This is a genomic window from Yersinia sp. SCPM-O-B-9106 (C-191) (genome assembly GCF_026183365.1).
Taxonomy (GTDB): domain Bacteria; phylum Pseudomonadota; class Gammaproteobacteria; order Enterobacterales; family Enterobacteriaceae; genus Yersinia; species Yersinia rochesterensis.
Window position 1 is genome coordinate 2,140,478 of the sequence record NZ_CP110791.1, and the last position, 20,083, is coordinate 2,160,560.

Here is a 20,083-nt window from a genome sequence, read left to right on the forward strand (position 1 = left end):
TTATTTGTGCCCACGCTGATGACCATAAACGCGTGGCTGGGTATAGTGGTCAATCAGCGGAACAGTGATGTTAGCCAGCAGCACAGCAAATGCTACGCCATCAGGATAACCGCCATAAACACGAATGAGCCACACCAGAATACCAATTAATGCGCCGAAAATCAGTCGCCCACGGGGCGTGGTTGATGCGCTGACGGGATCGGTGGCAATAAAGAAAGCCCCTAGCATGGTGGCACCGGAAAACAAATGCAGCATCGGCGGGGCAAAACTTTGTGGCGCAATCATCCAACTGAGGGCGGCACAAGCGGCTAAAGCCACCAAGAAACTCACCGGAATATGCCAGTGAATCGCTTTACGCCACAGCAGTAACAGCCCACCCGCCAAGAAACCGAGGTTAACCCATTGCCAACCGACGCCCGCTAGCCCCCCAGCAAAAATAGGATGTTGCAGAATTTGCTCGGTCGGTTGCGAACGCAGGGCGGTTTTAAAGCTGTCGAGCGGGGTGGCCTGACTGACCCCATCATAGCCAATCTGCAATTGATGAATATCCGCGCCGTTCTGGGTAAAACCCGTGAATATGGTTAATAGACTGTCATAGAAACCAACCGGGGTTCCCTGCAAGGGTAGCGGAGGGAGCCAACTGGTCATTTGCACCGGGAATGAAATCAGTAGAACGACATAGCCGACCATGGCGGGGTTAAAGGGATTTTGCCCCAAGCCCCCATACAACTGCTTGGCAATGACAATGGCGAATAACGTCCCTAATACAATCATCCACCAAGGGGCCAGCGGGGGAAGGCTTATCCCCAATAGCAAGCCGGTGAGCAGGGCAGAATTATCCTGCAACCGCATCAGGATGGGCTGTTGACGTAATTGCAAAACAGCGCCTTCGGCTAGCACGGCGGTCACCATGGCCAACGCCATCTGAATCAGGCTGCCATAACCAAAGAAATAGGTCTGGGCGACAATCCCCGGAATACAAGCCAAAATAACCAGCAGCATAATACTGCGGGTGCTACGTTGATTATGTGTAAAAGGGGAACTGGCTATCTGCAACCCTTTGTTATGGGTCGGTGTTACAGGCCTGAATTTCATGAAATTGCAACCATATGTCGAATACTTAACAGAGTTCTCAAACGCAGGCGTTGGTACACTCAGTCGTCAGGAGGATAATACAAGTGCCGGATTCTACCCTATTCGGGCAAAGTGTAATACGCTTTAATCATAGGGTTATTATTCATTATATGCAGAAATATTAAGGGAATTCGTGCATTTAATAAACGGCTAATCTTAAGAATTCACTTGCAATTTATATCCGACTAGTAACAAGTTCCCCCTCGGGAATACTGTTTTTTCTATGAGAATAATTAGGTTTTAGTAACAGAAAAGGAGCCTAACAACTTGATTATAATAGCGACTATTATGGGTGTTTTATTTGTAATTAATTGTAAGTTAAAGACTTATTAACAATTGAAATTAGGGTTGAGAAAAGCGTTGGCATAATGATAAATTAATGTAGTATGCAGGGTAATTATATATTTAAAGAACAATGAAATGATTAATGAAGACATATTGTTTATAGATGAATTAATTGAATGGATTGAAATTAATTTAGAAAAACGCCCCACATTGGATGATGTGGCAAAAATTTCCGGATATTCAAAATGGCATCTGCAACGAAAATTTAAAAGTGTTGTGGGGTTACAATTAGCGTCCTATATACGTGGGCGGGTACTGACTCGTGCGGCGGTAGCCTTGCGTATCTCGCGTCGGCCCATCATTGAAATCTCTGATGAGTTGGGTTTTGACTCACAACAGACGTTTACTCGTACTTTTAAGAAGCGTTTTGGTGTTACTCCCAATAGTTTTCGCCAGATGGAGCAGTGGGATGTGCAAGGGATGCTTCCCCGTTTTAATTTCTATGAAAATTATACGCCAGAAATCAAGCGGATATCTTTACCTCCACAAGAGCTAGTGGGCTTTACCCGACGGCTGGATTTTGATGAACACAATCATTGCAGTGGTCAACATTCGTCTTGTATGGCCATGAAAGATGAAATTTTGCTCGATTTTTTCAAGGAAGTAAATTTTTCTTGCCAGCGGATCTATTCACTGTTGTCCGCTAAGCCGTCTCAGCAAGGACAGAAAAGTATGTATTACTCGACTGCCATTGATAAAGAGAAACGGCATGAAATTCAGGGACATCGCGAGGTTGATGCGCTGTCTATCCCGGCGGGAGAGTTTTTATCTATTTCCCATCAAGGTAATGCTAAAGAATGTATAAAGTTTTCAATATATCTGTTTAATGAAGTGCTGCCTAAGTTGCGTGATGAGTTCGGCGGCGGTATCGAAATGGAGGTTATTGAGGTGGATAGCTGCCATGCAGAATCTAAATTGCGCGATATTACAGCCGCTTATACTTACCTGATGTCAGTGAACTGACACCCTATTGCAGGGCGTCAGTTCAGTCGTTAATCCGGATTAACAGCTTGGGCTGCTTTTTTGGCTTTTACTCGGGCAATGGCTGCGGCGACGGCAGCTTTGCGCGGGTCTTCCTCTGCCGCTGCGCTTTCATTTTCCACTGGTTCTGACTCAAGCTGTGCTTGGGCGGCTTTTTTGGCTTTTACTCGGGCGATGGCTGCGGCGACAGCAGCTTTGCGCGGGTCTTCCTCCACCGCTGCGCTTTCATTTTCCACCGGTTCTGACTCAAGCTGTGCTTGGGCGGCTTTTTTGGCTTTTACTCGGGCGATGGCTGCGGCGACAGCAGCTTTGCGCGGGTCTTCCTCCACCGCTGCGTTTTCATTTTCCACCGGTTCTGACTCAAGCTGTGCTTGGGCGGCTTTTTTGGCTTTTACTCGGGCGATGGCTGCGGCGACGGCAGCTTTGCGCGGATCTTCCTCTGCCGCTGCGCTTTCATTTTCCACCGGTTCTGATTCAAGCTGTGCTTGGGCAGCTTTTTTGGCTTTTACTCGGGCGATCGCCGCAGCAACTGCTGCCTGACGTGGATCAGTGGCGTTAGTTTCTTCCTCGACGGCAGCCCGTTCTTTCTCTGCCTGACGCGCTCTGACTTGGGCTTTACGAGCTTCACGGGCAGCAATAACCGCACTGTTATCCGGTGTTTGTCCAAGGGGCACAGTGATAGCTGAATCTGTCTTATTAGACTCACGCGCTAAACGGCTGACGGCTGCGTCAACAGTCTGCTGATCAACATCGGTCAGCTTGACGGCAGCTTGTTTGTGGCGCAATTCTCGCGCCAGTTTTTCCCGCTCAAGACGTGCTTGTTTGGCCTCAAACCGCGCTTTTGCTTCGGCAGCGCGCGCGGCCTCTTGATCAAGGGCGCGTATTTCGGCTTTCTCCTGACGGTAATATTGCACCAGCGGAATATTACTTGGGCAAACATAAGCACAGGCACCGCATTCAATACAGTCAAATAGATTATGATTGCGAGCTTTCTCATGCTCTTCGCCACGACTAAACCAATAGAGTTGCTGAGGTAACAAGCCCGCCGGACAGGCATCTACACATAAACCACAGCGGATACAGGATTGCTCCGGCTCGGATAACCCCATCTCAGCTTCAGCGGGAGCCAAAATACAGTTACTAATTTTAACAATCGGCACATCTAAGCTGGGAAGGGTAAAGCCCATTAAGGGGCCGCCCATAATGACTATGGGCTGTTGCTGCGGCATAAAGCCCGCCAGTTTCAACAAATGCAAGACGGGGGTGCCGATCCTGGCCCAGAAATTTCCCGGTTGTGATAATGCATCGCCGGTTAATGTCACTACGCGCTCGATTAATGGTTCGTCGTCAATAATCGCCCGCTTGATAGCTACCACGGTACCGACGTTTTGCATCAATACCCCAATGGATGACGAATGTTTACCGAAAGGCACTTCTTTGCCGGTCAGGATTTTGGTGAGTTGCTTGGCCCCACCTGACGGATATTTAGTGGGGACCACGCGTAGCTGTATTTCATCCTGACCGCGTAGCGCCTGTTGCAGGGCGGCGATAGCTTCGGGTTTATTATCTTCAATGCCAATCAACACCTGCTGAGGTTGCAGCAAGTAGATTAAAATCTGAATCCCCAAGACCACTTCAGTAGCATGGTCTTGCATCAAACGGTCATCAGCGGTGATATAAGGCTCGCACTCAGCTGCGTTGATAATGAGTGTGGTAACGTTGTTCAAACCGCCTTGTAACTTACTGGCGGTGGGGAAACCAGCGCCACCTAAACCGGCAATACCCGCCTGGTGGATCCTCTCCAATAGCACATTTCTATCGCGCTGATGATAATCCCCCCACGGCTGTTGCTCGCGCCAGCGGTCTTCACCGTCTGGGGTAATATGCACACAGAGTTCCGCCAAACCCGATGGGTGGGCGGTGGTGTGTGGGGCGACGGCGGTAATAACACCGGAAGTTGGCGCGTGTACCGGCACCGTGCGGCCACGACCTATCGTCAGTGGTTGCCCTTTTAACACCTGTTCGCCGGTTCTGACACGCAGTTCACCTTCAGGCCCGAGATGCTGCTGCAAAGGAATAATCATTTGATCCGGCAACGTCGCGATACGCATCGGAACTTGGCTGGATTGCAGCTTCATTTCCGGCGGATGGATACCGCCGTCGAAATCCCAAATTTTGTCGTGTTGATGGACAAAAATTTGCCGGGCAGAAAACAGCTTAAACATGTTGCTCCACATCTATCATTTTCACCGGAATCATCTGCGAGGCAGCTAATTGGCTAGGAAGATTCTTCACTGGGATGGTGCTTAAATCCCACTTCCAGTTGGCGGTGGTGGTAGCTACCGGGATCATTTCAATGCAGTCGGTCGGACATGGAGCGACGCAGAGGTCGCAACCGGTGCAGAGATCTGGCAACACGGTATGCATAGCGCGGGTCGCACCGACAATGGCATCAACTGGGCAGGCCTGAATGCATTTAGTGCAACCGATGCAATTTTCTTCATCGATAAATGCGACTTTGCGTTGTGGGTGGGCGGCAGTTTCGTCACCATCCAGCGGTTGTGGTTCAACGGCCAGTAACTCGGCCAATTTGAGCATCACTTGCTCGCCGCCTGGTGCGCATTTATTTATTTTTTCACCACCAGCCGAAACCGCTTCGGCATAAGGGCGACAGCCGGGATAGCCGCATTGACCACACTGGCTCTGCGGTAAGATAGCATCAACTTGTTCGACGACCGGGTCTTGTTCAACCTGAAAACGACGGGCAGCAAAACCCAGCACTACGCCAGAAATCAACGCCAATGTACTTAATGCCCCAATGGCAATCCATAGCGACATCATTAGAACTTCACCAACCCAGTAAAGCCCATAAAGGCCAATGACATCAGCCCGGCGGTTATCAGCGCAATGGATGAACCGCGGAAAGGCGCGGGAACATCAGCAACGGCCAGCCGTTCACGGATTGCGGCGAATAACACCATGACCAGAGAGAAACCGGCGGCAGCACTGAAGCCATAAACCGCCGATTGCATAAAATTGTGGGATTGATTGACATTAAGCAAAGCCACACCTAACACCGCACAGTTAGTGGTGATAAGCGGCAAAAAAATCCCCAGTAAGCGATAAAGCGTCGGGCTGGTTTTGCGCACCACCAACTCAGTAAATTGCACCACCACCGCGATAACTAAAATAAAGGCCAGCGTCCGTAAATAGACCAAACCAAGAGGTAGCAAAATAAAGCTGTTAACCATCCAGGCGCAAACCGAGGCCAAAGTCAGTACAAAAGTGGTCGCCAACCCCATACCAATGGCGGTCTCCAGTTTTTTGGAGACGCCCATGAAAGGGCACAGGCCAAGAAATTTGACCAGAACGAAGTTGTTTACCAAAACAGTACCGACAAACAGGAGCAGGTATTCAGTCATTGCGGAGCCTAAAAAGTCATTGCGGAGCCTAAAAAAATCAAAGCCGCCTATTATCCAGAATTGGCGGCCTAAGGACAACAGATGAAGTACAAGGTTATTACGATTTAAGAGGGAAAAGGTATGAAATCGCCTTAATGTTCGATAAACGTATGCTTCACCCGCTGAGAACGTTTGATATAGGGCACAAAAACAGCGGCCGCCAGCAGGGGCCAACCCAAGCTGCGCAAGGCGATATCATCACTGACTGGCGAGAAAGCAAATGCCTTCAACGCTAATAATACGGTGAGTAATAACCACAAAATAAGCCATTTGGGCAAACGCTTTGAACGGCTACAAAACAGCCAGATGACCCATAAAGTATAAAGCCACATCACTAGTGTGGTAACCACAGAGAAATACCATTGCAGGGTAAATGCCTGTGAGTTAGTCACCAGATATTCTCTGGATTCTGGCGTAAATATCGCCATAGCATAGAGCGCCAACATTAAACTGGCGCTGAGCAATGTCACAATCAGATAGGCCAGTGGAGCCAATAGCCAGCCGCCAATACGTTGATATTCTTGCTGTTGAGACATAATAAACCTTATTTATTCATTAAAAGGGATAACCCATCATTAGGGTAATCCCTTATCTGCATCATACTAGCTTAACCCGCGAATACACCCCTCGTCATCTATATCAATATGATAATACGCGGGCTGAGTTCCCAGCCCTGGCATTGTCATGATATCCCCCGCATAAATGCGGACAAATCCGGCACCGGCTGACACCGCACAGGCGGTGATGGGCAACACAAAATCCCGTGGAACATTCTTCAAACGGGCATCGGCGCTGATAGAAAGTGGCGTTTTGGCCATACACAGGGGTAAATGAGCAAAACCTGCCGCCGTGATGGCCGCAAGTTGCTGGCGTGCTTGCGGGGTAAAGGTGATGTCGCGGGCACCATAACTTTGGGCCAAAACCGCTATTTTTTGCTCCAGTGAGGCGCTATCAGGATAAGGCAGAACAGGCTCAGGGGCATGGGCACAGGCATTGATAACTTGCTGCGCCAGAGCGGTCGTCCCGAGGCCGCCTTTGGCAAACGCTTCACTGATTTCGCAGGCAACTGCGCCGGAGGATAGCGCATAGTCGCTCAAAAACGCCAGTTCTTCGGCACTGTCATCAGGGAAGCGATTGACCGCCACCACCACCGGTAAACCATAGCTTTTAGCATGCTGAATATGCCATTTTAGATTGGCGCAACCTTGGCTCAATAACGGGATATTGGTATTGAGAATGTCAGCGGGTAGGGGTTGGCCCGGTTTGATGTCAAAAACACCGCTATTAGCTTTCAGGCTACGCAATGTGGCGACCAAGACGACACAGGACGGGGCAATGCCGGATTGGCGATACTTAATATTAAAGAATTTCTCCATGCCCATATCCGAGCCAAAACCGGCCTCAGTCACCACATACTCAGCTAACTGCAATCCCAGACGGTCGGCCAGCACTGAGGAGTTCCCATGTGCAATATTGGCAAATGGCCCCGCGTGGATCAGCACCGGTGTTTGCTCACTGGTTTGCATCAGAGTTGGGTGGATAGTTTCTTTCATCAGCGCGGTCATGGCACCGGCCACGCCCAAATCATCGGCAGTAATAGGGTGCCCGGCGGTGCTGTGGGCTAAAATAATCCGGCCAATACGCTGGCGCATATCATGCAAACTTTCGGACAGCGCTAAAATTGCCATCAGTTCTGATGCGGCAGTAATTTCCACATGGTCGGGCCGTTCCACTCCGTGAGTCCCACCGCCCATGCCCACTCGGATGTGCCGCAGCGCCCGATCATTATGATCAACCACCCGTGGCCAGAGAATTTGTTGGACATCAATATTGAGTAGTGGCATCCCGGTTTGTTGACTAAAAGCCTGCCCTAGACGCTGTTCATGATATAACCGCGCATCCAGCGCCGCCGCCGCCAGATTATGCGCGGCACTGATGGCATGGATATCCCCCGTCAAATGCAGGTTCAGTTTCTCCATGGGCAAGACTTGGGCTGCCCCGCCGCCTGCTGCGCCGCCTTTAACACCAAACACCGGGCCAAGGCTAGGCTGACGGATGCAAGCGACCCCCCGATAACCTAGCCGGTTGATTCCCTGACTTAATCCAATCGTCGTGACGGTTTTACCTTCTCCCAGCGGTGTAGGGGTAATGCTGGAAACCAGAATCAGCTTGCCCTGTGGGCCACCGGGGCGTAATGCGCTGATATCGACTTTCGCCATATGATGCCCATACGGGATTAAATCCTCTGCGGTCAAGCCTAATTGTTGAGCAATATGCTGGATAGGGCGCAAATGGGCATCAGGATTGGCATCAGATAGCGGGGCGAGATCATTGGCGGTCGTCGGTAGTTTGGGTGTCATGGTGAGGAATTTCCTGTAACTCGAGTTATTTAGGCTATAAATCACCGCAAAATTATCACATAAAGCGACCCGGAATTGGCGATACAAATCAATTAATGTGAGGGATAAGTGGCTATACAGCACGATAGGCTAGGTGGTATCACCAGAGACACCATAATCTTGATTGATATTCTAGATATTTAATTTTGTGAGATTTTGAGATGAGCTTCATTTTTTAAAATAAAATGAAAGAAGTTTTGAACTGAAACTCATTATAAAGCCTTATTGCATGAAAACTGTATATCTACGTGGCCCTATAATTCCATCATTATATTCTATGACGATGGGCAGTCATCTGCCTTTAACAATAAAATAACAGGCAATGTAATTTATGGGAAATCACATTCACTCTTCTTTAGTCTGTGCGGCGCGGTTACTTCGTTTAGCGGGGGTTAATGCCGAGCCCGTGGAGATATTCAGTCGAAATGCGGCTATCGATAGCGCCATGATAGTTACATTTACGTCATTAAAACGGTATTTATCACAATTATCACGCGCGACAGCCACCCGTTTTAAGGTCAAAAAACAACCGTTAAAGACAATCAAAGCAGGGCAATTACCACTGGCATTTCGTGATACTCAAGGCCGGTTTATCTTATTGGCTGGATTAAATGATAATCAGGCATTATTGCAATATCCTGACAGCAACAAACCTAAAGTGATAACTTATCAACAACTTAGTGAGTTGTGGGGCGGAGTGGTACTCTGTTGCCACTCTTCGCGTTTTGGTGTTCGTTGGTTTATTCCGGTTTTATTGCATCACCGTAAATCGCTGATTCAGGTATTAGTATTATCAATATTATTGCAGTTCTTAGCATTGATATCACCGCTTTTCTTTCAGGTCATCATGGATAAGGTTTTGGTCCATAATGCACTGACGACACTCGATGTATTAATTATTGTATTGCTGGTGGTTGGGATATATGAAGTTTCATTGAATTTCCTGCGTGAATATATTTTTAGTCATACTACCACTCGAGTGGATATTTTATTGGGTGGAAAACTATTTAACCACTTAATTAAATTGCCATTAAGTTATTTTAAGCAGCGCCATGTGGGGAATATTGTCGCCAGAGTGCGGGAATTAGATAATATTCGTGAATTTATTACCGGCACCGCCCTGACTTTATGCGTCGATGTTGTTTTTACTTTCGTATTATTTATTGTTATGTGGTGTATTTCACCGCTCCTGACCGCCATTATTCTGGGCACATTGCCTTTTTATCTGTTATTGGCGGCACTGACTACGCGGCCATTGCAAAAAAAAGTCGAAATGCTGTGCGGCTGTGCAGCACAAAATGGCGCGTTTTTAACCGAAACTGTCTCGGGGGTCGAAACGGTAAAAAGTTTGGCGCTAGAGCCGCAAATGCAGCAGCGCTGGGAAATACAAACGCGGGATTTTGCCCAAGCCAATTTCCAAGTGCAAAATCTGCAAAACTTCAGCAGTCAATGTGCTCAATTACTGCAAAAGCTGGCAGGGGCACTGGTTATCGTCATTGGTGCCTATCAAGTGATGTCTGTACAGCTCAGTATCGGGCAATTAATTGCCTTTAACATGCTGGCCACTCAGGCATTAATGCCGATGAGTAAATTGGTTGATTTATGGCAACAGAGCATACGAGCCCAAGTTGGACTAATGCTGATATCCGATATATTGAGTTTGCCGGTCGAACACGCTACCGGTGCCGCACCGCCTAACCGCCAAATAAACGGAGATATCACACTGGCAAATGTGACTTTTCGTTATCGCCCTGATCTTGAACCCGTGCTGAATAATTTCTCATTGTCACTGCGTGCGGGCGAGCATATTGGGCTGGTCGGCCCATCAGGCTCGGGTAAAAGTACCGTCGCGCGGTTATTACAGCGCCTTTATATAGCTGAACAGGGCGTTATTAATATTGATGGCTGCCCGATAAGTAATTTCCCTCCTGAATACTTACGCCGTCAAGTCGGTGTGGTGATGCAGGAAAATTACCTGTTTAACCGCACAGTGCGTGAAAACATTGCCTATTCTCGGCCAACCGCTTCGCTCAGTGAGGTCGTCGATGCCGCCTGTTTGGCTGGTGCCGACGCCTTTATTCTGGCCTTGCCGCTAGGGTATGACACTGTGTTGTCAGAGGGCGGAACCTCTCTTTCTGGTGGGCAACGTCAACGTATTGCTATTGCCCGCACGTTGCTGGCGAACCCCCGCGTGTTGATTTTTGATGAAGCAACCAGTGCTCTGGATGATGAGTCACAGGCCGAAGTACAGAAAAACATGGCCCAAATTATCGCCAATCGCACGGTTATCACCATTGCTCACCGTCTTTCGACGGTACGGCACTGCCATCGTATCGCCGTCATAACTCAAGGCCGGGTGTCTGAGCTGGCAAATCACGACCAACTGCTGGCCCAAAAAGGCGTTTATGCCCAACTTTGGCGGCAGCAAGCCGTCTTTTCCCTTGGGGGGGCGACATGAAACTGAAGCAATCTCTGGCGACGTTACCGATTTTTAAAGCGCTAAAAAAACGCTGGCAAAGCCATTTTTCAGCCGCACGAACCCGTGATGAATATGACTTTCTCCCGGCTTATCTGGATATTGTTGAGCGCCCGGTAGCACCATTGGCACGGCGTACCGCTTGGTTTTTGACATTGACATTGTTATTGGTATTAATCTGGTCGATTGTTGGGGAGCTTGATATTCATGCCTCCGCCAATGGCAAGGTGATTGTTTCCGAGCATTCCAAGGTTATCCAACCGTTCGAACCGGGGGTGGTAGCAGCAATTAAGGTGCGTGATGGCGACCGGGTGGAAGCGGGCCAAGTGTTAATAGAACTTAACCCTATTGGTATTGATGCCGAGGTTAGCAATATTAACCAACAATTAATGCATCGTTCGCTGGAAGCTGCGCGAATGACGGCGCTACTGACCGATGATCCGCTCACGTCCTTCATCTATCCCCCTAATAGTCCTGATAATTTAGTGGCGGCAGCTAACGCGCTGTTAGCGAAAGAAAATGACGAGGTGAATGCCGAACTGACCCGCCAAAGCAGTGAACAGGCGGTTAATCAAGCTTATATTCAGGCTGGAGGCGCTAATGTTGTTCATCAGCAAGATTTGATGAAAAATATTTATCAAAGGTTACAGGCATTGCGGACACTGGCGAAATCCAAATCCATTGCTGAGATCGAGGTATTAATACAAGAAAGAGAATGGCTGAATGCCAAGGCGGAAGCCAGTCGCTTACAGAATGAACAAGCTGTTTTGCAGGCTAAAAAACACCATCTAAAGCAAACCCAATTGCACTATTTGGCGGAGAAAAAGCGAAGTTATCAGGAGCAATTGAATAAGGCCCACGAAGTCATCAATCAATTGCAGCAAGAACGGGTGAAATTGGTTGAAAAACAGCGGCAACAAACCTTACGCGCGCCGGTGGCTGGCGTGATACAGCAGTCCACGGTGCATACGCTTGGCGGTGTGGTTACCAGCGCTCAACCCCTGATGGTGTTGGTGCCGGAAAATTATCAGCTAGAGCTGGATGTGATGATCCTCAATAAAGATATCGGTTTTGTTCACCCCGGCCAAGCGGTAGAGGCCAAAATCGACAGTTTTCCCTATACCCGGTTCGGCACGCTTTCTGGTGAAGTCAAACATATCTCCCGTGATGCTATGGAAGATCAACAGCAAGGTTTAGTGTTTCCGGCCCGTGTCCGGCTCAATAGCGATACGCTAACCGTTGAGGGCAAACCGGTGCGGTTATCTGCCGGTATGGCTGTCAGCGTCGAGATTAAAACTGGCCGCCGACGCGTTATTGATTACTTACTCAGCCCCTTGCAGCAATATCAATCAGAAGCCATGAGGGAGCGTTGATATGATAAATTCAACCGTGACTCAGGCCATTCAGCCATTAGATGCACTGGTCCGCGCTGCGGCGTGTTTTGATCTGGCCGTCGAGGCATCGCACTTAGCCCACAAGGTCGGATTAGCGCCTCAAGATATCGATAATATTGCCGTCTGCCGCTGTGCGAGTTGGATTGGTTTACGGGCCAGAATCGTCAATCAGCCCTTGTCGCGGTTAGGCCATTTGGCGCTGCCTATTTTATTCAATAATGGCGCGCAGTGGTATGTGCTGCTGGCCCTTAATGCACAAGGAGCCCGCATTTATTCTTCTGCCGAGGGCCAGCAGAAACAGATAAGCCAGCAGGCACTCGCCAGTTTGTGGTGTGGTGAGGCGATATTATTGGCGAAAGCCGAACCACAGGGGCAAAAACAAACACCTTTTGGGTTTGGCTGGTTTAGGCCGGTCATCACTAAATATCGCCATCAGTTGCGTAATATCATCTTGGTGTCACTGCTATTGCAGAGCATTTTGCTGGTGACGCCGATGCTATTTGAAACTGTTATCGATAAAGTTTTGGTGAGCCGAGGGATGGGGAGCTTGATGGTGCTGGGGATTGCCATGGTTGCGCTGGCCATTGTGGAGCCGTGCTATACCTTTTTGCGCGGCTGGTTGTTCTCACATTTATCCAGCCGAGTGGGCACTGAACTGAATACCGGGCTTTATCGCCATTTAATGGGGCTGCCACTGGGTTACTTTGCTTCGCAACAAACCGGACAAACCATTGCTAAAGTGCGGGAAATGGAGCAAATACGCCACTTTCTGACAGGTTCTGCTCTTACTATGTTGCTGGATTTAGTCTTTGTCAGCACCTTTATTGCGGTGATGTTTTGCTACAGTGTCCAACTGACATGGATAGTATTGTGTTCTCTGATTTGCTATTTGGTGTTCTGGTGGGCTGCCGGTGGGATGCTACGTCAGCGGGTGGAACGCCAATATGAAGCCAGTGCACAGAATTCGGCGTTTCTAACCGAAGCCATCAGCGGGTTGGAAACCATCAAAACATCAGCCACTGAGCCTCAGTTTAATCGGCGCTGGCGGCACTCATTGGCCGGTTATGTGCGAGCCTCATTTGCCTGTGCCAGAGCGGCCAATGTTGCTGAGCAAGGTATCGCGCTCATCAATAAAGTGACGGCGGCGATTTTGCTGTGGAGTGGCGTGACGCTGGTATTGGCTGGGGAACTCAGCCCAGGGCAGTTTATCGCGTTTATACTGTTCTCGGGCTATGTCACTCAGCCTATCTTACGTTTGGCACAGATATGGCAAGATTTCCAGCATACGCAAGTGGCGCTAAAACGCATTGGCACCATTTTGGACTCCCCCACCGAGCCGGGCAGCGCTGGGCTGCTATCTAAAGATCATAGGCTAGGGAGTTTGGCTTTTAAACAGGTGCGTTTTCGTTATCGGGCAGATACTGCTGAAGTGATACAAAACCTAAATTTAGAGATTGCAGGGGGGGAATTTATCGGCATTACCGGGCCATCCGGCTGTGGAAAATCGACATTAACCAAGCTACTCCAACGATTATACACTCCGCAACACGGGCAAATTCTAGTCGATGGGCAGGATTTGGCTATTACTGATGCCACCACATTACGTTGCCAGATGAGTGTGGTGTTACAAGAAAGCATACTGTTCTCTGGTTCGATACGAGACAATATATGCCAGTGTCACCCAACGGCGGATGATACACAGGTTGAGCATATTGCCCGGCTGGCTGGTGCACATGATTTTATTACGGCATTGCCACAGGGCTATCAAACGCAAGTGGGTGAGCGGGGCGCGCTGTTATCAGGTGGGCAACGGCAGCGAATCGCCTTGGCAAGGGCATTGATGGCAAACCCCAAAATACTGATTCTTGATGAAGCCACTAGTGCATTGGATTATGAGTCAGAGGCCGCGATCATGCGCCAGTTACCCGAAATCACCCGCAATCGTACTGTCATTTGCATCGCGCATCGGCTAAATACGTTGCGCCAATGTCATCGTATTTTTGTATTAAAAGAGGGGCAAATATTGGAGCAAGGTAGCCATCAAGAGTTACTGAATCAGTCCGGTACTTATGCACGTTTGTGGCGATTGCAGACCGAGTAAGTGTACGGATGCTGTAAACACTCCATAGAAATTAAATATTCGCTAAACAGAGATTAGACAAGCCGTGCAATCAGAAACTACTGTATATATAATCAGTTTATTGGATGTTATGGAACTTGTCGTTTCAAAAGGAGAGTTATGATTACTCGGCTTGCTATCTCTGGCTACCGTTCTTTACGTGATGTGGTGCTGGAATTGGGGCAGTTGAATGTGATTACCGGTGCTAACGGCAGCGGTAAATCTAGCCTCTATCGTGCGCTACGATTGCTGTCAGATATTGGCCAAGGGCAGGTTATCCAGTCACTGGCGGCAGAGGGGGGGTTACAATCTACTCTCTGGGCTGGGCCGGAGTCATTCTCTCGGGCAATGAAACAAGGAGAACAGCCGATTCAAGGCGTGGTTCGTAATAATCCTGTTAGCCTAAAACTCGGGTTTTCAGGGGCAGATTACGGCTATGCCATCGACTTAGGGCTTCCTGTTGCTCGCGGTGGCTTTGCTGTCAGTAATGCTGGGGTTGAAGGCTCCTTTTTTACTCGTGACCCTGAAATTAAGGTTGAAAGCTTATGGTGTGGCGATGCTCTACACCACAGTAATATTTTTGCTGAACGTCGTGGCCCGAGAGTTAAAATTCGTGATGACAACGGTGTTTGGCGCGAGGCATATCATGGGCTGGCAGCCTATGACAGCATGATGACGCACAGTACCGACCCCCGTGATGCCCCGGAGATTTTGGTCATGCGTGAGCGAATGCGGGCATGGCGTTTTTATGACAACCTGCGTACAGATCGCCATGCACCGGCACGTCAGGCACAAATTGGAACTTACACACCGGTGCTTGCTAGCGACGGATCTGATTTGGCCGCAGCGCTGCAAACTATCAGAGAGATAGGGGACATCGAGGCGCTAAACCATACCATTGCCGATGCATTTCCCGGTACCACTCTGAACATCCAATCGAACTTTGAGCTGTTGCTGGCACAGCACGGCTTGTTAAGGCCCCTTAAAGTGGCCGAGCTATCTGATGGCACATTGCGTTATTTATTGCTGGTGGCGGCATTGCTCTCTCCACGTCCGCCAGAAATGATGATTCTCAATGAACCAGAAATGATGATTCTCAATGAACCAGAAATTAGCTTACATGTTGATTTACTCAAACCTTTAGCCCGCCTGATTGCTCAGGCAGCACAACACACCCAGGTGATTGTTGTTTCCCATGCCGCAGAATTGGTGGCCGCGCTTGAGCAGGAAAAGAACTGCCGCCATATCTTGTTACATAAAGAACTAAGTGAAACGACGGTACAACAAGAAACTAACCCAGATTGGCAATGGCCATCACGTTAGAGATATATAGTAAAAAAAATAAGTTTAAAAAATAATGAGTTAAAAATATAAGGGGCGGTTAGGCCCCTGGCATCGCCGATAAAGTTTGTCGATAATAAACGCTAAATGCGCAGCGGTTAATTTAACGGTTTAGATGGTAATACACTTCATTCCAGCGAATTTCATTTTTGAATGCGGGCAAAGTGGTGTCGTTATCAATAAGCAGGAACTCAATGCCATGCATTTCGGCATACAAACGCAACTCATCTACGCCGATAGCTTGCGAGAACACAGTATGGTGTGCGCCACCGGCGATAATCCAAGCTTCGGCGGCTGTTGCTAGTGAAGGCTGAGCTTGCCAAATAGCACGGGCTACCGGCAGTTTGGGCAACGGATGGGGTTGCTCAATGGTGTCGACTACATTAACCAATAAACGGAAGCGGTTACCCATATCGATCAAACTGGCATTCAGTGCCGTGCTAGCGGGAGTCGAGAAGATCAACCGAGCGGGATCAGCTTTACCACCAATACCTAAATATTGTACATCTAACAGCGGTTTTTCTTCTTTGGCGATCGACGGGCAGACTTCCAGCATATGGGAGCCAACCACTAAATCATTACCCGGCTGGAAGTTATAAGTGTAATCCTCCATAAAGGACGTACCACCTCGCTGGCCAGTTCCCATCACTTTCATAATGCGCAATAACGCGGCGCTTTTCCAATCGCCTTCGGCACCAAAACCATAGCCTTGTTGCATCAGGCGTTGAACAGCCAGACCCGGTAACTGCTTCAATCCATAAAGATTTTCAAAGTTAGTGGTAAAAGCTTTAAAGCCACCTTGTTCCAGAAAACGCTTCATACCTAACTCAATACGAGCAGCATCTAGTATATTTTCGCGTTTATTGCCATTCAATTTCACGGCGTCTGTCAGCCGGTAAGTCACTTCGTATTCTTCAACCAAGGTATCAATATCACCTTTGCTGACGGCATCTACCACTGTAACCAAATCACCAATACCATAGGCATTAACCGAATAGCCAAACTGAATTTGTGCCGCGACCTTATCTCCTTCGGTAACCGCCACTTCGCGCATATTATCGCCAAAACGGGCGACTTTCAGTTGTTGGCTTTCCTGTTTAGCCGCCGCGACGCGCATCCACTGGCTGATACGCTGATGTGCTGCTTTATCTTGCCAGTGGCCGGCGATAACACTGTGTTGCTGGCGCATCCGTGCACCGATAAAACCAAATTCCCGGCCACCATGGGCGGTTTGGTTCAAGTTCATAAAGTCCATATCCATGGTTTCCCATGGGATTTGAGCATTAAACTGGGTGTGGAATTGTAGCAACGGCTTACTTAGAATACTCAGTCCACCAATCCACATTTTGGCGGGAGAAAAAGTATGTAGCCAGACCATAACACCGACACAGGTGGTATTGTAGTTGGCTTCACGACACAAAGTAGTGATTTCATCTGGCGTAGTTACCAGCGGTTTCAGCACCAGTTTTATCGGTAAACCGGCTTCATTATTCAGGCTGTTAACGACATGATGGGCATTATCCATAACTTGTTGCAGGGTTTTAGGGCCATACAAATTTTGGCTACCGACCACAAACCATACTTCTGATTGCTTGAATACGTCCATCGAATACTCCATTTAATCAATTTTCATACAGCATACAGTGATAAATCGTCCTGATCATCAAGGTCATAGTGTCGTTTTGGTGACGGGTATGTAGTGTGGCTCGGCCGACAAACACCATTGCTGATAGCGTTGATAAAGCTGCTGATAGCGGGCCACTTGGGTCTCATTGGGTGTCAGGGTGCGCTCAATTTTGCACGCCATATGGCGCTGTGCGGTTGGGACATCAGCAAAAACACCCGCGGCAACAGCCGCAAAAATAGCCGCACCCAATGCACAGCATTGATCCGATGCCACAATTTGGAGCGGCCTATTCATGACATCAGCACAAACCTGCATGATAACCGGCGATTTACGTGCAATACCGCCTAAGGCCAGTATGTTTTCAACCGGAATATCCTGCTGTTCGAAGCATTCCATTATCGCGCGAGCACCAAATGCAGTAGCAGCGATAAAACCGCCAAACAGCGTGGGGGCATCAGTCCCCAAGTTCAGATCAGTGATAACCCCTTTTAGCCGCTGATTAGCATTTGGGGTGCGGCGACCATTAAACCAATCCAACACCACTGGCAGGTTCTCCAATGAAGGGTTTTTAGCCCATTCTGTCGTCAGTGAGGCCAGTAAAGTAGATTCAATCAATTTTAACTGTGGCTGTAATTCTGGCTGTGCCAGCGCGGCTTGATGCAATGGCCAGCTTAATAACCGGCTGAACCAGGCATACATATCGCCGAATGCAGACTGGCCCGCTTCCATACCTATCCAACCGGGCACTACGCTACCTTCCACTTGACCACAAATCCCTGCAATTGCCCGCTCACCGACTAACTTTTTGTCGGCAATCAAAATATCGCAAGTGGAAGTTCCAATGACTTTCACTAAAGTATAAGGTTGAGCACCTGCACCGACGGCACCCATATGGCAATCGAATGCACCACCAGAAATAACCACAGTCGTGGGTAATCCTAAGCGCTCGGCCCATTCAGCCGTAATCTTGCCCACCGGGCGTTCAGCCGTGTAGGTATCGGTGAACATTGGATAATCGAGATGGTCGACTAAACGGCTATCGAGTGCGGCCAAAAATTCGCGAGGGGGTAATCCTCCCCAAGATGGATGCCACAAACTTTTATGCCCGGCGCCGCACCGCCCCCGCTGAATATCCTTAGGGGCAGTGGTGCCAGAGAGTAGTGCTGGGATCCAGTCGCACAGCTCAACCCATGACACTGCCGCGTCACGGACGGCTTGATCCGCACGCGTAACATGCAGAATTTTTGCCCAAAACCACTCAGATGAATACACACCGCCGATATAACGCGCATAATCCTCAAATTCACCACTGCTGCATAAACGGTTGATTTCCTCGGCTTCTTCTATAGCCGTGTGGTCTTTCCATAACACAAACATAGCATTGGGATTTTTAGCAAAATCAGGGCGTAACGCCAATACCTGACCGTGTTCATCAATCGGTGCAGGAGTTGAGCCGGTCGTATCCACGCCAATGCCGATAATATGCTGACGTTGCTCTGCTGATAGACGGCTAACTAACTGAAAAATAGCCTGTTCCATAGCTTCGATATAATCGAGAGGATGATGACGGAACTGGTTTTGTGCCGCGTTGCTGTAAAGCCCTTTTTGCCAGCGAGGATAGTAAACAACCTCAGTATCAATCTCGGTGCCATGTTGACAATCCACCGCCAATACCCGGACAGAATCGCTGCCAAAATCCAACCCGAGCGCGATAGGGCTGTCTATCGATATAACTTCGCCTGTCATGGTGGTTGCTCCTAACTCATTGCTGAAAAAAGATTCATTGGCAATTGCCCATTGATTGCTAACAAAGATAGGAGTGAGTGGCAGGCAAAGGTGAGGAGCCAATCGCTGGAAGTATGCACTTTTCTGCTTCGTATAGTGTTTTTGTGATGTCAGTCAACAACAAGCAGCCGCCGGGCTAATTTTGTTCGTCTGGCCGCCCGGTATCACCAAAATTCCATGCTGCATTCGGAATTATTATTGAACTAGGTTCGAGGAATTTTTGCGGAACATAATGGTTATATCCCTTTTTATGGCAGAATTTTTTAAAGTCATAGAATGAATAACAATGTGCTTTAAGATAAATTTTTCTCCGATAACTTTCGACCTGTTGCTCAGAGTGTGCCAGCTTCTGGGCGATAGTTTTATTACTTGCGTTTTGAAGTACATAAAACACGACATCAAACTCTTCATCAGTAAAAAAATCATCTGGCTTTTCAACTAAGAATGCAAGAGGTAACTCTTGATTAACATATTGCTCAGCGGTGAGTAAATCCAGTTTTTTCCCATGGAAAATAACACCCAGGCATTCTTTTTCTCTATTTAAAAGTGGGAATTTATCAAATATATAAGGTTGAAGTTTTTGTTCGCGGCCAAAATATTGAATCTCAATTGAAGAGACTCGTTTTTTAGTTATTATCGCTAGCTGCTCTTGTGCTTTGAATTGGGATGATATTTTTGCAAAAGAGGAGTGGGGCAGTTCACTCTGTGACAAACCTTTAATACGAAATTTTGGTGGCAAATTTAATAGTTCAAGAAATGGGGTGTTAGCATATAAATAGCGTGAATCAATGTCTTTGAAACCCCAAGCTTCATCACTACTCTCCCACAAAAAAATGAATTGCGATGGAACTTCGTTAGGAAGGTGAAAGTGTTTGTTATTTTTGCACATATAATTCTCATGTTAAATATTGAGTAAGGTTATATTACAAAATAAAAATTATTAGCTGCTTTAGATTAAACGGAACTTGCTTTTTAATCCTTTCGGAGTTATTTATCTTATAATAAATCCTCCATTTAAGAC

At 48.2% G+C, this 20,083-nt stretch carries 14 protein-coding genes; 5 read left to right on the top strand and 9 right to left on the bottom strand.

Going from position 1 to position 20,083, the window contains the following annotated elements; all coding sequences use genetic code 11:
* Nucleotides 1-1,095, bottom strand: a complete 1,095-nt coding sequence (gene rsxD, locus OP863_RS09845) for an electron transport complex subunit RsxD (RefSeq protein ID WP_265526191.1) — start codon at nucleotides 1,093-1,095, stop codon at nucleotides 1-3.
* A gap of 459 nt (nucleotides 1,096-1,554) precedes the next feature.
* On the opposite strand from rsxD, the gene OP863_RS09850 reads away from it, so the two are divergent.
* Nucleotides 1,555-2,442 (top strand): helix-turn-helix domain-containing protein, encoded by an 888-nt coding sequence (locus OP863_RS09850; RefSeq protein ID WP_038633005.1) that lies wholly within the window; start codon nucleotides 1,555-1,557, stop codon nucleotides 2,440-2,442.
* Between the two features lie 29 nt (nucleotides 2,443-2,471).
* On the opposite strand, the gene rsxC is transcribed toward OP863_RS09850, so the two are convergent.
* The 5 genes from rsxC to OP863_RS09875 all read right to left on the bottom strand — a co-directional run bounded on the left by rsxC (nucleotide 2,472) and on the right by OP863_RS09875 (nucleotide 8,281).
* Complete coding sequence (rsxC, locus tag OP863_RS09855) at nucleotides 2,472-4,685, bottom strand: electron transport complex subunit RsxC (protein WP_265526192.1); 2,214 nt, start codon at nucleotides 4,683-4,685, stop codon at nucleotides 2,472-2,474.
* Nucleotides 4,678-5,301, bottom strand: a complete 624-nt coding sequence (gene rsxB / locus OP863_RS09860; protein WP_145589841.1) for an electron transport complex subunit RsxB — start codon at nucleotides 5,299-5,301, stop codon at nucleotides 4,678-4,680. The genes rsxC and rsxB overlap by 8 nt, the downstream gene beginning before the upstream one ends.
* A complete protein-coding gene (gene rsxA / locus OP863_RS09865; protein WP_025383905.1) occupies nucleotides 5,301-5,882 on the bottom strand; it encodes an electron transport complex subunit RsxA in 582 nt (193 codons plus the stop codon). The genes rsxB and rsxA overlap by 1 nt, the downstream gene beginning before the upstream one ends.
* A 131-nt stretch (nucleotides 5,883-6,013) precedes the next feature.
* Nucleotides 6,014-6,457, bottom strand: coding sequence for a DUF2569 domain-containing protein (locus OP863_RS09870; protein WP_038632994.1), 444 nt, complete (start codon nucleotides 6,455-6,457; stop codon nucleotides 6,014-6,016).
* A gap of 66 nt (nucleotides 6,458-6,523) precedes the next feature.
* Nucleotides 6,524-8,281 (bottom strand): formate--tetrahydrofolate ligase, encoded by a 1,758-nt coding sequence (locus tag OP863_RS09875; RefSeq protein ID WP_145589840.1) that lies wholly within the window; start codon nucleotides 8,279-8,281, stop codon nucleotides 6,524-6,526.
* Nucleotides 8,282-8,651: 370 nt separating this feature from the next.
* Here OP863_RS09875 and OP863_RS09880 point away from each other — a divergent pair, with 370 nt between their 5' ends.
* The 4 genes from OP863_RS09880 (at nucleotide 8,652) to OP863_RS09895 (ending at nucleotide 15,632) form a co-directional block, all read left to right on the top strand.
* Nucleotides 8,652-10,778: a peptidase domain-containing ABC transporter gene (locus OP863_RS09880; protein ID WP_145589839.1), complete on the top strand. Its 2,127-nt coding sequence runs from the start codon at nucleotides 8,652-8,654 to the stop codon at nucleotides 10,776-10,778.
* Nucleotides 10,775-12,169, top strand: coding sequence for an HlyD family type I secretion periplasmic adaptor subunit (locus tag OP863_RS09885; protein WP_265526194.1), 1,395 nt, complete (start codon nucleotides 10,775-10,777; stop codon nucleotides 12,167-12,169). The genes OP863_RS09880 and OP863_RS09885 overlap by 4 nt, the downstream gene beginning before the upstream one ends.
* Nucleotide 12,170: 1 nt before the next feature.
* Nucleotides 12,171-14,291, top strand: a complete 2,121-nt coding sequence (locus OP863_RS09890) for a type I secretion system permease/ATPase (RefSeq protein WP_265526196.1) — start codon at nucleotides 12,171-12,173, stop codon at nucleotides 14,289-14,291.
* Nucleotides 14,292-14,429: 138 nt separating this feature from the next.
* On the top strand, nucleotides 14,430-15,632 hold the full coding sequence (locus tag OP863_RS09895; RefSeq protein ID WP_265526197.1) for an AAA family ATPase: 1,203 nt from the start codon (nucleotides 14,430-14,432) through the stop codon (nucleotides 15,630-15,632).
* 121 nt (nucleotides 15,633-15,753) lie between these two features.
* On the opposite strand, the gene araA is transcribed toward OP863_RS09895, so the two are convergent.
* From araA to OP863_RS09910, 3 genes are all read right to left on the bottom strand, one after another.
* Entirely contained in the window at nucleotides 15,754-17,256 is a 1,503-nt protein-coding gene (gene araA / locus OP863_RS09900; RefSeq protein WP_265526198.1) for an L-arabinose isomerase, read from the bottom strand.
* 63 nt (nucleotides 17,257-17,319) lie between these two features.
* A complete protein-coding gene (locus OP863_RS09905) occupies nucleotides 17,320-19,023 on the bottom strand; it encodes a ribulokinase (RefSeq protein ID WP_265526199.1) in 1,704 nt (567 codons plus the stop codon).
* Nucleotides 19,024-19,198: 175 nt separating this feature from the next.
* Nucleotides 19,199-19,951, bottom strand: a complete 753-nt coding sequence (locus OP863_RS09910; protein ID WP_265526200.1) for a PAS domain-containing protein — start codon at nucleotides 19,949-19,951, stop codon at nucleotides 19,199-19,201.
* Nucleotides 19,952-20,083: the final 132 nt, after the last annotated feature.

Excerpts from the sequence above, each read along its gene's own strand:
- rsxD (WP_265526191.1), bottom strand. The coding sequence starts at position 1,095 with ATGAAATTCAGGCCTGTAACACCGACCCATAACAAAGGGTTGCAGATA.
- OP863_RS09850 (WP_038633005.1), top strand. The coding sequence starts at position 1,555 with ATGATTAATGAAGACATATTGTTTATAGATGAATTAATTGAATGGATT.
- rsxC (WP_265526192.1), bottom strand. The coding sequence starts at position 4,685 with ATGTTTAAGCTGTTTTCTGCCCGGCAAATTTTTGTCCATCAACACGAC.
- rsxB (WP_145589841.1), bottom strand. The coding sequence starts at position 5,301 with ATGATGTCGCTATGGATTGCCATTGGGGCATTAAGTACATTGGCGTTG.
- rsxA (WP_025383905.1), bottom strand. The coding sequence starts at position 5,882 with ATGACTGAATACCTGCTCCTGTTTGTCGGTACTGTTTTGGTAAACAAC.
- OP863_RS09870 (WP_038632994.1), bottom strand. The coding sequence starts at position 6,457 with ATGTCTCAACAGCAAGAATATCAACGTATTGGCGGCTGGCTATTGGCT.
- OP863_RS09875 (WP_145589840.1), bottom strand. The coding sequence starts at position 8,281 with ATGACACCCAAACTACCGACGACCGCCAATGATCTCGCCCCGCTATCT.
- OP863_RS09880 (WP_145589839.1), top strand. The coding sequence starts at position 8,652 with ATGGGAAATCACATTCACTCTTCTTTAGTCTGTGCGGCGCGGTTACTT.
- OP863_RS09885 (WP_265526194.1), top strand. The coding sequence starts at position 10,775 with ATGAAACTGAAGCAATCTCTGGCGACGTTACCGATTTTTAAAGCGCTA.
- OP863_RS09890 (WP_265526196.1), top strand. The coding sequence starts at position 12,171 with ATGATAAATTCAACCGTGACTCAGGCCATTCAGCCATTAGATGCACTG.
- OP863_RS09895 (WP_265526197.1), top strand. The coding sequence starts at position 14,430 with ATGATTACTCGGCTTGCTATCTCTGGCTACCGTTCTTTACGTGATGTG.
- araA (WP_265526198.1), bottom strand. The coding sequence starts at position 17,256 with ATGGACGTATTCAAGCAATCAGAAGTATGGTTTGTGGTCGGTAGCCAA.
- OP863_RS09905 (WP_265526199.1), bottom strand. The coding sequence starts at position 19,023 with ATGACAGGCGAAGTTATATCGATAGACAGCCCTATCGCGCTCGGGTTG.
- OP863_RS09910 (WP_265526200.1), bottom strand. The coding sequence starts at position 19,951 with ATGTGCAAAAATAACAAACACTTTCACCTTCCTAACGAAGTTCCATCG.